The 13,686-nt window shown below is 46.1% G+C and carries 8 protein-coding genes; 1 reads left to right on the top strand and 7 read right to left on the bottom strand.

Annotated elements, in window-relative coordinates:
• Positions 1–328: 328 nt before the first annotated feature.
• The 7 genes from GJS45_RS19305 to GJS45_RS19275 are packed head-to-tail and all read right to left on the bottom strand — an operon-like array spanning position 329 to position 11,966.
• The gene (locus GJS45_RS19305; protein ID WP_162343521.1) at positions 329–1,282 is read right to left on the bottom strand and encodes a glycosyltransferase; all 954 of its coding nucleotides are present in this window, start codon (positions 1,280–1,282) and stop codon (positions 329–331) included.
• Positions 1,282–2,244: a glycosyltransferase family 2 protein gene (locus tag GJS45_RS19300; RefSeq protein ID WP_162343520.1), complete on the bottom strand. Its 963-nt coding sequence runs from the start codon at positions 2,242–2,244 to the stop codon at positions 1,282–1,284. Before GJS45_RS19300 ends, GJS45_RS19305 begins: the two co-directional genes overlap by 1 nt.
• A gap of 6 nt (positions 2,245–2,250) precedes the next feature.
• The gene (locus GJS45_RS19295) at positions 2,251–2,808 is read right to left on the bottom strand and encodes a DUF4199 domain-containing protein (protein WP_162343519.1); all 558 of its coding nucleotides are present in this window, start codon (positions 2,806–2,808) and stop codon (positions 2,251–2,253) included.
• 2 nt (positions 2,809–2,810) lie between these two features.
• Positions 2,811–3,338: a DUF4199 domain-containing protein gene (locus GJS45_RS19290; RefSeq protein ID WP_162343518.1), complete on the bottom strand. Its 528-nt coding sequence runs from the start codon at positions 3,336–3,338 to the stop codon at positions 2,811–2,813.
• On the bottom strand, positions 3,331–4,578 hold the full coding sequence (locus GJS45_RS19285) for a dihydroorotase (RefSeq protein ID WP_162343517.1): 1,248 nt from the start codon (positions 4,576–4,578) through the stop codon (positions 3,331–3,333). Before GJS45_RS19285 ends, GJS45_RS19290 begins: the two co-directional genes overlap by 8 nt.
• Positions 4,579–4,636: 58 nt before the next feature.
• Entirely contained in the window at positions 4,637–6,952 is a 2,316-nt protein-coding gene (gene tamL / locus GJS45_RS19280) for a translocation and assembly module lipoprotein TamL (protein WP_162343516.1), read from the bottom strand.
• 1 nt (position 6,953) lies between these two features.
• Positions 6,954–11,966: a translocation/assembly module TamB domain-containing protein gene (locus tag GJS45_RS19275; RefSeq protein ID WP_162343515.1), complete on the bottom strand. Its 5,013-nt coding sequence runs from the start codon at positions 11,964–11,966 to the stop codon at positions 6,954–6,956.
• A gap of 253 nt (positions 11,967–12,219) precedes the next feature.
• On the opposite strand from GJS45_RS19275, the gene miaB reads away from it, so the two are divergent.
• Complete coding sequence (miaB, locus tag GJS45_RS19270) at positions 12,220–13,683, top strand: tRNA (N6-isopentenyl adenosine(37)-C2)-methylthiotransferase MiaB (protein ID WP_162343514.1); 1,464 nt, start codon at positions 12,220–12,222, stop codon at positions 13,681–13,683.
• The last annotated feature ends 3 nt before the right edge of the window (positions 13,684–13,686 follow it).

Below are 13,686 nucleotides of genomic sequence, written 5' to 3'. Positions count from 1 at the left end.
AAAATAAAAAAAGGCCTGCCGGGAGTCCAGCAAGCCTTGGTTATATTGATACTAACAAATTTGGGCAATGGATAGCTGTTCTCCCTCTAAAAGAAGTATGACACCCACCACCAAATTTGATTCGTTTTTTTCATAAGGTTGGGCAAATATAGAAAAGGACTATCATTATCAAAAATAAAAGGGATTTATTTTAGCCGGGAATTTTTAGCCATCTTTTTTTGAGTAAGAAATCATTCGTAGCAAGGGTAAATCCATAGGATTGGAAGCCGCTGAGAAAGCTTCCCTTTTTTGGAACAGAACCCATGTGGTTGTTAGAAAAACAACTGCGTTAGCCTCTTTTTTCCGGGAACCAGCATTCGCGAATGATCCCCATCCCATATCCCAACAATTGTCCGTAGGAGGTGACTATCGCCAATAGGCCTACTTTCAGACTTTCTAAAGCGGATACAAAAACGGCAAGCGTCCACAAGCCATATAATCCCGCCAAAATCAGACCCAATGTCGGAAAAAGAAAGGCGACGACCGGCAGCATTACCAGCCCGATGAGAAACAGTACCGGTAAGCAATGTACCCATTTTACTGCCTCCGGATGAAAGCGGCGTATAAACACCCTGTTTCTGCCAAACTGGTAACTTTGCCTTAGAAAGGATTTCAGGCTGTTTTTCCGCCGGTGAAAAACACTGGCTTCTGAAATCAGTTCCAGCCGAAAACCAGCTTTTTTAATCCGCATACTGATTTCGATGTCCTCTGCCATATTGGGGTGAATAAAGCCCCCAAGCCTTTTGTAAACTTCTCTGGAGAACCCCATGTTGTACCCTCTTGCCTGATAATTTGCCGGATTTTTCATTTTCCCACGTATCCCGCCGGTAGTCAGAAAAGAAGTCATGCTGACATTCATTGCTTTCTGCCAATCAGAAAAACTTGAATCTGCATCATCGGGGCCTCCATGGGCGTCGAGGGAGCGATTTTGAATCGCCTCATGCAGGATTTTCAGATAGTCCGGGGGAACCAAACAATCAGAATCAAAAAAAACGAAATACGCTCCCCGGGCCAGTTCCATCCCTTTGTTTCGCGCAAAACCCTGTCCGGTATTCGATTGAAAATGATAGGTCACATCCAACCCATGCTTAAAGGCTTCCACCTCAGCCGCACAGGTGATTTCCGAACCGTCCTCCACAATCAATACTTCAAAGTCGGTATAGGTTTGTCTGCTTAGACTTTCCAGTAGTTCCACGACCTCGGAGGGGCGGTTGTACACCGGAATAATGACTGAAAAGCGCATCAGGTACCTTTCATAATTTCCTCGGCAATATTGTAGTCGCTTTTACGGGAAGTATTGGAGGTCATCATCTCAGCCATAAATCCCGTCAGAAATAGTTGAACCCCGACTATCAGGGCTACCAGTGCCAGAAAAAAGAGGGGCTGGTCGGTGATTTCACGTACAGCGATTCCATTTCGCAATCCGTGTATTTTTTCAACGATCAACCAAACCGTGATGATAAACCCAGACAAGAAAGAGAGGGTTCCCAAGGCACCAAAAAAATGCATGGGGTTTTTCCGATAGCGGTTGACAAAGGAAACCGAAATCAGATCCAGAAAACCATGGATAAAGCGCTCCAGGCCAAACTTCGTCGATCCGTACTTCCGGGGCCGATGCGTGACTTCCTTTTCCCCTATTATCCCAAACCCATTCCATTTGGCGATCAGCGGAATGTAGCGATGCATCTCCCCGTAAATGTGAATGTTTTTGACTACCCGTTGGGAATAGGCCTTGAGTCCACAATTAAAATCATGTAAGGGAATACCCGACAACAAACGGGTCACACCATTAAAAAACCGGGAGGGCAGGGTTTTGGACAGCGGGTCATACCGCTTTCTTTTCCACCCGCTAACCAGGTCATACCCCTCCTCTTTAATCATGCGATAAAGTTCAGGGATTTCCTCGGGGCTATCCTGAAGATCGGCATCCATGGTAACCACCACCTCGCCATCGGCTTTTGAAAAACCAACATCCAGAGCAGCCGATTTTCCGTAATTGCGAATAAACCGGACTGCTTTAACGCGGCAGTCCTTTTGGGATAAGGCCTGAATCACTTTCCAGGATTCATCGCTCGATCCGTCATCAATGTATATCAATTCAAAATCCAGCCGGGAAGCACCCATCACTGCGTAGATCCATTCCTGAAGTTCGGGAAGGGATTCTTCTTCATTATAAACGGGTATGAGGATAGATAGCTGCGGCATGCGGTATTAAAAGTCTGTCGATTTGTCTCTTTTTTTAAGAATGGCTCCCAGAATCAGTGCAAGAACGGCATAGATGATTAGGGAAATCCCAAAGGCCTTAATTTGACCCCCAAAAGTGAAATTGGATGCCATTTCTTTGCGCATATCATCGATCTGTTCGCCGGATAGGCTATCTCCGGCACCCAGACTATCCAACATGGCGACCATATTTTCCAGTTGCGTCTCTACCAGTAATTCCGGAAGTCCGGGGTGAATTACAAAATACAGTAGCATATTACCTACGGTAGTGATCAGTCCGGATACGATGAGCGTGACAAAAGAAAATTGAAATGCAGTACTAAAATCCATAAACCCACCGATCTCTTTTCGGTACTGTTTGCCAAAATAGATTACCTGAGCAAAAAACAGGACCAATACCAGAAAACCGTACCATCCAGCTACCAGGTAGCTGTAATCCAGAAAATATACAATGAAATTAATGGTTAGCATGACCAGACCAATAACCAGTCCGGTTTTAAGCGCTGCCTTTGCGGGGGAATTTGATGATTGAGGTTGTGGCTCCATAATTATGAATGTTGTGTTGATTGATTCGACCTTTTTAAAATTATGGAAATTATGATGGTAAAAAACAATCCCGGGAAGATTTTTCTAAGAAAATCGTTGATCGCCACATCCCATCTGCTCATATCGGCAATACTGTCATAGGTATCGGTATAGGCTTTTTCGTTCAACTGTTCCTTCAAGACCTCCTGGTTATCCAGCATCAGGTTCAAGTTTACCTGGCGGAACGTTTCAAATGCTTGCGGTTCTACCTGCAGGAATATCAATACGTATAATGCGGAAAGTACCGCCATCAATGTATACACAAAGAAACCCACGGTCATCCCCTGACTGAAAAAGAGTTCCCCCTGATTGTAGCTATCCCGAAAGCTTTTGATTGCAAAAAACACAAAAATAGGCGTGAAAATATAGCCTATGATCAGATTCATGCTTACGGGCTCTACGTCCAGAAAGTACATTACCAGCATCCCCAGCAAGCACAAACCCGCACCGGAAAAACCAAAGGGATAAGCTGCATTCCAATACCTATTCATGGATGCCCATCGTTTTACTGTTATTGATCAGGTATTTTACACGGCCTTTTAGCGCCTGCCTCCAAAAAGGGCTGTTTTCCGCCAAAGAAGCATTGCTTCCCTGATCCAGCACCCAGGCCTCATTGGGATCGAAGACCGTGAGACTGGTCCATTCCGCTTCTTTTAGCCCCAATACTTTTTGGGGGCCGGAGGTGAGTTTACTGACGAGCAGCGGATAACCCAACTCTTCCGCCAGCCTCACCAACGCGGGAATAAAGGTAGGCAATCCTGACATACCAAATGGAGCCAAATCAAATTCCATGTTTTTTGCATCGTTGTGATGGGGAACGTGGTTAGAAACCAATGCGTCCAGGGTACCGTCTTTCAATCCTTCCACCAGTGCCTTGCGCTGGGCCTGTCCCCGAAAAGGGGGCATGACTTTCAACTGCGTATCAAAATCCAGAAGGTCTTCATCCGTAAAAAGCAACTGATAGATAGAAATATCTGCCGTCACTGCCAGTCCTTCTTCTTTGGCTCGACGGATTTGCTGCAGTGCCCCAATGGTACTTACGGTTTGAAAATGAAGCCTGCCCCCGGTATAGCGAAGTATTTCGAGGTTTTTTTGCACCGCTACTTCCTCTGCCAGATCCGGAATACCCTTCAGCCCAAGCTGCGTGGATACCACTCCTTCATGCATGTGTCCAAATAAGGCCAGCATCGGATCCTGACTTTGATCAAAAAGAACCCCGTCAAATTTTTGAAGGTACTGCAGGGCTTTCATCATACGATCCGAATGCGATAAAGCGGTCAACCCTTCGCCAAATACCCTCACCCCGTAATGATTCAGGTCCAGCATCTCTGTCAATTCATTCCCCATCTGGTCTTTGGTCACCCCGGCTTGAACATGAAAAGTCGGAAAGAGATGCGCCGTTCTGCTCTGCACATAAGCCACCTCGTTTTTTGTCTGCAGCGGCGGTTGGGTATTCGGAAGCAATACGGCTTGCGTCATCCCACCCTGGATGAGTGCTTCGCCGAGGCTTTCGAGTGTTTCCCGGTATTCCATTCCCGGTTCTCCCGAAAAGCATCTTAAATCTGTCCATCCCCTGGAGCCCAAAAGCTTCGAACAGTCGATCCTGGTTTCACCTTCCCCGGAAACACCGGAAGTAGCTTTCTTCAAAGTTCTACCATCAAAAATATAATCGGCAGGAGGAAGAATTTCCTTTTCAGTAATGATTTTAAGAGACTGAAAACGTATGGTCATGGGCGGAAAGTATTTTTGCAAAACTGCAATTTTATTCCTTAAAATGGAAATTAATTCATCAGAAGGGATAACCAATGGCAAAATTGAAGATGAGGTTTTCTTTTCTCCAGTCACCCTCATCCAAACGAAAATCCCTTTCCCAACGCTCGCCTTCCGGAAGGTAGGGTCTTCGCAGCGGCGTCGCAAGGTCAAACCGAAGTACAAAAAACTCAATATCCACCCGAAGCCCCAACCCGGCACCAATTCCCAGTTCTCTGTACCAGTCATTTCCCATTTTCCCTCCTGGTAAAGCTTCGTTTTCATTCACTAACCAAACATTTCCTGCATCCATAAAAATCGCTCCCTTGAGGTAAGAAATAATAGGAAACCGAAATTCCAGATTTCCTTCCAAACGCACATCCCCTGCCTGATCAAAAAAATTGGCGGTGGATTCACTATCGGGCCGGAAAGACCCAGGGCCCAGGGACCGAATCCGAAATGCACGGATACTGTTTGGTCCACCGGAAAAATACTGCTTTACAAAAGGCAGGGAAACAGAATTGCCGTAGGGCAAACCCACTCCTCCAAATAGTCGCAAGGCAAGTAGTCGCTCCTCCGTAAACCGCCAATAATACCTAAAATCTATATCCCCTTTGTTATACTGCGCATAGGTAAACCCAAGGAAGGTATTGGGGTTGGCCCCGTTAAAAATATTATTGGCAAACCGTAAGCCAAAGCCAGCCAAATCCAGGTTCGCACCGAAGTAAATGCTGTGCGTTCGGTATTTGTCCATTAATTTGTTAAAAGCAAAACTGTAAGTAACTCCGGCAATAAATTGTTGTTCAAAACTCTGTCTTAAAAAGGGATTGTTGTTCAAGATTTCTTCAAACTCCCCGGATGTATTGGATAAATTAACGAAATTTAAACTGATTGGATTGATTTCATGGTAGACAAAGCGATTGGCATTCCAGAAGTAGCCATAGGTTCCTGACAGGGAATTGAGCCGGTATAAACCTCTCCTGTCCTGGTATTCGGTTCCCAGACTGATCTTGGTTTTGGGGACCGAATAGGCAAAACGCTCTTTGATGGGAATGGGAAATACTACACGGGGAAATATCAAATCTCCCTTAAGTCCAAATTCAAATGCGCTTAAGCCATCCCGATCACCGGCTGCTATCTGACTCTCGTAAGCCAACTTGCCCGTCAGATTAAATGTTTCCCCTCCATAAAACAGATTTCTGTTTCGGTAGCTTAAGAGGAGTGCGGGCCCGGCAAAGTTGTTAGACTTGGACACGCCCTGCAGTTCTGCTCTAACCGAACGCTTGTCCAGCGGAGAAAGGAAAATTTCTGCATCCAGGAACCCTTTCCGGACATCCGTACTATCTCCCACTTTTGTGTATCGGATATTCACAAATCGAAAATTACCGATTCCCGCCAGCCTGTTACTGGTCAATCGGGACTGCTGCGAATTAAACAAACCATCCTTTTCTATCAGGATGTAGGGTCGAAGCAGTTCGGGTTTGAAAGACAAGTCATTTTGGATAAATGCTATTCCTTCAATCCGCGTGGTATCGGTTTCTTCTCCATATTTATCCAGTGAAAAGTTCGGGTACACTTTTATGGAACGGATTTGGTAAGGCAGAATCCCTTCCTCGGGGACCGATTCTTTGAGTCGTAAGAATAAATCAAATTCCCTGGTTTCGTATTGGTTGGTATCGGCTTCAAATAGTAGAAAATCGGGATTAAAACTATAAAAACCTCTTTTCTTAAGTTCCGTATCTAATCGCTCTCTTTCGGCTTTCAGCTGATCCAGTGCAAATCGCTCCCCAGGCTGTATGTCGCTGGATTCCAAAAGTTCCCTGAGATGTGTGTCAATCGGAAGACTGTCCCTGTCATAACGGTAGCTATTGAGGACATAGGGAGTCGGAAGTTGGACTTCATATCGGACATCACCCTTTTTTTCCTTTCGCCGAAAGGTAGAAATGGCCTCCGCATAGAAAAAGCCATTGTTGTCCAACCGGTTTAGGATTAATTCCTCCGTCTTTTCCGGTTCAACCTGACTCAGGTACACGGGTTCCTCTCCTATTTTATCGTAGATAAACCGATTAATGAATCCAGGATGCTCTTTTTGCATTTTGAAGTGGGACCATAGTCCCAAATATTGACCTAATATTTTACTATTTGGCTTTGGCCGAAGTAAGCCTTGAAGCTCTTCCTGTACCGAGCCGATACCTTTACCTGGTGTTTCCTGGACAATTTTTAGCTCTGCTCCGGTGTATAGCAGTTCGTCTTCAGGGATGTATTTGGTGACATTACAAGCAGCACTAAGCAGTAGCAGGGCCGAGAGCCATGGCAAACCTGATTTAAAAAACCGAAGAAAAGGACTGGTATTCATATTAATTTTCTGGTTTTTTTTCCGATTTTTCATTCGAAGAAGCTGGGAGCGTTCTGCCATTTCGTTCGATTTCGATCCCTTTCCATAATTCATAAAAGCGGTTAAACTCTCTGTTAAATATGACAGAAATCCCCGTCACCACTAGCTGCCCGTCGATGAAGCTTTCGAACTGGTTTTTTCGAAAGCCCCGCAGGCGATACCTTCCGTTTTCGGTTAGCAGGTACTCAATACTCACATTCCCCAGCAAGGCATTTTCAGCCCCCCTGCTTTGGGAACCTCCTTCGATATCAATCTGACTCCCCACCTCCACAACTAATCGATCATCCAAAAAACGCTTACTGGCATTTACGTTCAGCTGGGTGCGTGCTTGGGGAGACCCGCTCTGATAATCCTGAAAACTATCCAAATCCATATCCAGCTCCAGGCCGCTGCCCCCCAACACATTGTCGGTAAGGCTATTTAATTGCCCGGAAAGCAATTGACTTACACTGGACCTGGCCATGGCCGTAGTACCTCCTCCACCGGCATTATCCCCATTGGGAAAAAAGCGGTTCAGCACCAATAGCGAGAAAACCTGTCGGTTCAGTTCCCCTTCCCGGTTATTCAATTGCTGCACCTGGGAATACACGGTACCGCCAATGGCTCCCTGCTGCTGCTCCGGCATGTCCAGATTGAAAGAAATCAATGGACTGAGTAGTTCCCCATTAATGTTGAGATAAACTAAAAATGGCAACTCTTGTCGGTACCGCATCATGTTTTCCCTGCTACCACCCGCCGCCGTAGCTGTCATTAATCCTACCGCCGATGTTTTGATCCGATAGATTGCCGTTATATCCATGCTGGCATCAAGTGGATTACCCGCCCAGGTCACGGTGCTCCCCTTCTGGATTTCAAACCTTCTATTCACCAGACTATACAAACTTAATTCATAGTGACCCCGGCTGAGTTCATACATGCCCGTCAGACTAATGCGGCCGTTTGGGTCGACGTTCAACCGGAGGTCTGCCTCCCCTTCCACCAGTAAATTGTCACCAGAACGCTGATCGATTACCAGGTTAAAAACCGATTCGGGAGAAATCTTAATGAGGGCAGCAATATTATATCCGGAGAAGCCGGCATTGATATTTTCTTCCAATCTTTTGGTCAGAATATCCTCCGGATCTTGTCTGTTGACAAAGGTAACAACCCCTTCACGTTCCACAATATCCAGCTGAGTTTCCGGAACCACAAAACTCAGGTTGGTACCGCTTTCTACAGTCAATTCTGCCTCTACCACTGGCAAATTCAAATCTCCCTGAATGGTGACATTCGCTCCGATAATGGCATCTCCGTAAAACAGGTCATTATCCTCCGCCGTGGAATTCAACACCCTGAAATTGGAAGCTTGCAGGTTCAAATCAAATTCCGGGTTGGTAAAACTCGGCGTAGCAATCTCCCCATCCAGTCTGAATTCATTGCCCTGCGCATCATTTATGGTTAGCTGATCTAAATAGACCCCATCTTGATCCAACGCTATATTTTGGTCGCTCAGGGCAAAAACAGCATTGAGGGTCGCTATCTTAAATTCCGTGTTATGAAATTGCAAGGTGCCCTGATACTGGGGAGAACTTGTGCTCCCTGCTACTTCAAAGGATCCTGAAAGATAGCCCGCTCCATCCTGTATGGTCCCGGCAGAAAGCCCTGCCAGCACGTCCATTTCTAAACGCTCCAAATTGAGATCCAGGTTTAATTGTGCACCGGAGGGGTCAGCTACGTAGTCCCCCACAAGATCCAGGATGATACCGCTATCCTGAAGGGCCAGGTTAAAATCGTAAGTCGTTTGATCGCTGGAGGATGCGTTTAGACTAAGATTGCCCAAGGGTACCTGTAGCAAGCCCAAATCCCGGATGGAAATATCCGCCAGAAAACCGGTGGCACCAAATGGGTTTTCGATCACGACCTCCCCATTGACCAGGCCGGAGGCAATGGTTTCGTCTGCATTTAACAGGCTGGTAAACGTCGCCATCCGGAAATTTTCAAATTCCAGGGCTACCGCATTTTCAGACTGATTCGCAATCGATACCTTTTGCATTTCCCTATCAAATGTAATATTCCGGAAATGAGCTACAGAGGGTCCAATCAGCACTTCGTTATCTTCCGGAAGAATCCATTTTTTACGATTGAAAATTAAGCTATCCGGATCAATGTGAAGTTGCAGGGTATCCTGCCCCGGCCTGATATCCCAAGCCACATGCATCAGCGTTTCCTTATCACTATCCAGGGCATTGAAATCCAGGTAAAGCAAGTCCTCCAAAATTTTACCGGTGAAATAGGTTGGGCCCAGAGATACCGGGCCGGATTCCAATCCCAACAAACCAAAGGCAAAGTTAAAATCATCTGGATCGCTGGTGAGCCGCATGCCCAGACTATCTACTACAATCCCGGCGTAAGAAACATACGGAAAATCAACTCGTCCGTCCAACTTATCCTGCGCCTCGTCAAAGCTTAGCTCAACAGACCCTTCGTCCATTCCCTCCAACCCAGGTAAGAGTATCTGGTCTAACAATAAGGTGGATAGGATTTTCAATTTAAAATCTGCCCGAACGGCCGACGCACTGTCTGTTTCCGCAATGGGAATGCTGTCTGATAAATACTGCCGAACATGGCGATCCAGACGTTGAAATAACCTGCCGGGGTCCGAATTGGCCTGTAACTCACCCTGCAACAAATTGCTTTCTATGGTAAAATTCGTGGTATCGGGCCTCACGCTCAGATTTATATCCCAATCCCCTGCCGGTAGGGCCTGCTCATCCAAAACGACGTTTCCATTTCGGATTTGCGATTGAAACGTAAAATCGGATGGATTACCTTCCCATTTTGCTTCCAGATCCATGGCTGCCCGCAATTCCCTGGAACTTAAATTCAATCGATACAGATCTGCACCAATCAAATCCAGATCCAGGTCAAGCTTGAGGTCATCCTCGCTAATTCCAATAGCAGCTAACAAATTCATATCCAACCACTCATCCTGATGATTGAGTTCCACCTCTCCCTGACCATTAGATATAGCTGCTGTAAGACTTAACCCCTCATAATCGTATCCATTCCAATCCAAGGCTGTAAAGTCAGTTTCCACCTGAAGGTCTATTGCCTCCGGCGGTCCGGTGGTCCCCACAGCCGTCAATTCAAACCCCAGGTTTCCAAATGCCGGATTTTGAAGCAATTCCCCCATCGGAAAAGGACTCAGCCGGGATTGAATATCAAATCGGTAGTTTTCATCCATAGCCGCTACCTCTGCATCCAGATTTAGGTTGGCTTCATAAGCGTCCATGCTGCTGCGGACAAAAAAAGAGTCGACCGTTCCTTCACTTTTCAACCCTAAGCTGACATTTTCCGGATAAGCAATCCCAACACTGTCTTCGGGATAAAATCGGTCCAAATCCCCCTGAACACTGGCAAAAGTTAGGGTATCCAACCGCCATGCCAGCCGGTCCATGTTCATCGGCTGGTCAATATGTCCCTTCAAATTTACCCGCGTTTCCTTCCCCCAACGGCCAGAAAAGTTCTCCAGGTTGATCCGATCAAGGGCACCAGTAGCGCTAAGGGCTGCACGAAGGGGTTTGCTTTCCAGCATTTGGAGGTACGGGTCCTGGGCCAATTCCGGGGAAAAATAATAGGCATCCGCTAATCCAATTTGCACAGTGGGTAAGCGAACGGTAAAACCAGAAGCCTCCGGATTGGCCAGCAATGCATCCAGGTCGCGATACCTAAGCTCCATGCTTCCCGACGCCGTGCTGGCAAAGGTCACCAAGTCCAGGTTTTCGAAGTTGATGTTCGTATCATCCGCCCGCATTCCTAATTGAAGATTTTTCAAACCAAATCCTGATCGCTCCCGAAAAGTCAATTGCTTGATCGCGAGGCCTGCACTTTTAGCTTTCAGAAAAAGATTATTGAGCTCCAGGTTAAGTCCGTTTATTTCAATATCCGCCGGATCAAAAACACCAGCAGCACCGTTCTTGCCATCGACTTGATACTTCAAATCGTTCTGCTCCAGATCCAAAGCCGCTAGCTCCACTTCCCAATCCGGCCACGAAACCTCTTCCGCTGACGATTCGGTATCCGTAGGGGCTGTTTCGGTGGCTACCGTTTGAGATTGATAATCCACCGAACTGTTTTTTAGTACCACTGATTTTATCAGAACGCGTTTTTCCGGAAGATTGGCTTCTGGTACTTCCAGCAAAAACTCCCCGATGGTAGCCGCTACACCCATGCCGTCGGGTGCGGATTGATACAGCATCTGAATATTTTTTAGCGAGAGTTGATCCACAATAAGCAGTGGCATAACCGTTTCTGAATCGGGTTCTTCTGTGGATTCCGGAAATGGTTTGGTTTGCGCATATTCCAGGTAGCTGTCTTCCCATAGCAGCCTACTTACATGGAATTCCATGCTGTCCAGAGACAGTTTCTCTACTCCCAGGGCCACCTTTCCCAGCTCCAACCTTGAATCGATGCCTAAAAGGGCATCTTTAAAGTGTACTTTCCAATCCGTGATGTTCACGGGGCCTAAGGCTATTTCAGGCAGCGACTGGGAATTTTCAGAGGTACTGGAAGTGGAAAGCGTATCGGTATCGCTATTTCCGCCAAAAGCATCTAATAGGAAATCAAAATTAAATTTTCCTGTGCTGTCTCGTTGGACATTTGCCCTGAGCCCATCCCATTCCAGGCGGGAGACGGAAATTTCATTATTTCTTAAATAGGGAATCAATTCCACCCCTGTTTCGAGCTTATTCGAAAAAATCAGGGTATCTCCTTTCTGATCCTCCAAATAGAGGCCTTCCAGAAACAGGTTTCCTCGGAAGGTGACAAACAAGCGATCTATAGAAACCTGGGTATCCGTCTTACCGGAAACATAACTTGTCAATTTCCCCACGATGATTCCCTGTACATAGGGGCTCCTGATTAACAGCAACAGCCCTACCACCAATAGCACCGCCACCAGAAGAACCCTTCCGGATATTTTTAGAATGCGGCGCACTATTTTTCTACGATCAGTCAATGCTACAAATATGGCTAAAAAAAAGAGTGGATAAATCACCCACTCCCATGTATACTGTATTTAACTATTATGATGATCAATCTTTGTACCAAAATTTCAAGGAAAATTGACAGGACGGGCATTTCTCGCAAATGAAAAATCCCAAGGGAAGATTTGTGGTATAATATTGGAGCGTTCCCCTGACAATCTGTCTGTATTTTATTAAATTTGCGCTTTGAATGAAATTCAGCCAATGGAAAACATGATCAAAGATATCGACATTATCCGGGAGGAAGAAGAGAAAAGTTGTGATTTTAAGGTCACTGCAGATGAGAATACCGGTAAAATAAAAAAGCTATACATTGAAAGCTACGGTTGTCAGATGAATTTTTCTGACAGTGAAATTGTGGCTTCCATCATGAAAGACAATGGCTTTGATACCACCTCGGATTATAGTAATGCGGATGTTATTTTCTTGAACACTTGTTCCATCCGGGACAAAGCAGAGCAAACCGTCCGGAAGCGGCTAAGCCAATTCAATCAGGCAAAATCCGAAAATCCCGAACTTACGATCGGAGTGCTGGGGTGCATGGCCGAACGGCTCAAAGAAAAATTGTTGGAGGAAGAAAAGCTGGTGGACCTGGTAGTGGGTCCGGATGCCTATCGGGATCTTCCCAACCTGGTAGGGCAGGCAGAAGCGGGCTCCAAAGGAGTCAACACGTTCTTGTCCCGGGAAGAAACCTATGCAGACATTTCACCCGTCCGGCTGAATTCCAATGGTGTCTCTGCCTTTATTTCCATCATGAGGGGTTGCGACAACATGTGTTCCTTTTGCGTGGTCCCTTTTACGAGGGGAAGGGAAAGAAGTAGGGATCCGCATTCCATCGTTAAGGAAGCCCGAGAACTGTTTGCAAAGGGCTACAAAGAGGTAACACTTCTGGGGCAAAATGTAGACAGTTACAAGTGGTCTCCGGAGGAAAATAACAAAGCCAGGCTCAATAAAAAGAAAGCAGGAGTATCCGAAGTCATCTATTTCGCCAATTTACTGGAATGGGTGGCAACGATTGATCCCAGGTTAAGGGTACGGTTTTCCACCTCCCACCCAAAAGACATTACCGACGAGGTATTGACCACCATGAAGCGCTATGACAATATTTGCAAGTACATTCACCTACCGGTACAGAGTGGAAATTCCCGGATATTGTCCTTGATGAACCGAACGTACGATCGGGAATGGTATCTGGAGCGGGTTCAGAAAATCCGCGAAATCCTGGGAGAGGATTGCGGTATTTCTTCCGATATGATTGCAGGATTTTGTTCGGAGACCGAATCGGAGCATCAGGATACGCTGAGTATGATGGACCTGGTGGAGTATGACTTTTCCTACATGTTTTACTATTCGGAACGACCCGGAACCTTGGCAGCAAAAAAGTTGGCAGATGACATTCCTCTGGAGATCAAGAAACGCAGGCTGCAGGAAATAATTGAAAAACAAAACCAGATCTCACTATCGCGTAACCAAAAAGATATTGGTAAGGTACAGGAAATACTGATAGAAGGTCAGTCTAAACGTTCGGCTGAACAACTCAAGGGAAGAAACTCTGCAAACAAGGTGGTGATCGTTCCAAGAGGACGTTTGAAAATCGGTGAATATACAAATGTAAGGATCACCGATTGTTCCTCAGCCACCTTATTTGGAGAAGTAATCGATCGATAATCA

Origin of the sequence: Cyclobacterium salsum (assembly GCF_010119245.1) — a bacterium.
GTDB lineage: Bacteria > Bacteroidota > Bacteroidia > Cytophagales > Cyclobacteriaceae > Cyclobacterium > Cyclobacterium salsum.
This window is presented reverse-complemented; position numbering and strand designations above follow the sequence as displayed.

Bases quoted from the DNA above. Each gene is read 5' to 3' on its own strand.
- GJS45_RS19305 (WP_162343521.1), bottom strand. From the start codon at position 1,282: ATGCGCTTTTCAGTCATTATTCCGGTGTACAACCGCCCCTCCGAGGTC.
- tamL (WP_162343516.1), bottom strand. From the start codon at position 6,952: ATGAATACCAGTCCTTTTCTTCGGTTTTTTAAATCAGGTTTGCCATGG.
- GJS45_RS19290 (WP_162343518.1), bottom strand. From the start codon at position 3,338: ATGAATAGGTATTGGAATGCAGCTTATCCCTTTGGTTTTTCCGGTGCG.
- GJS45_RS19300 (WP_162343520.1), bottom strand. From the start codon at position 2,244: ATGCCGCAGCTATCTATCCTCATACCCGTTTATAATGAAGAAGAATCC.
- GJS45_RS19295 (WP_162343519.1), bottom strand. From the start codon at position 2,808: ATGGAGCCACAACCTCAATCATCAAATTCCCCCGCAAAGGCAGCGCTT.
- GJS45_RS19285 (WP_162343517.1), bottom strand. From the start codon at position 4,578: ATGACCATACGTTTTCAGTCTCTTAAAATCATTACTGAAAAGGAAATT.
- miaB (WP_162343514.1), top strand. From the start codon at position 12,220: ATGGAAAACATGATCAAAGATATCGACATTATCCGGGAGGAAGAAGAG.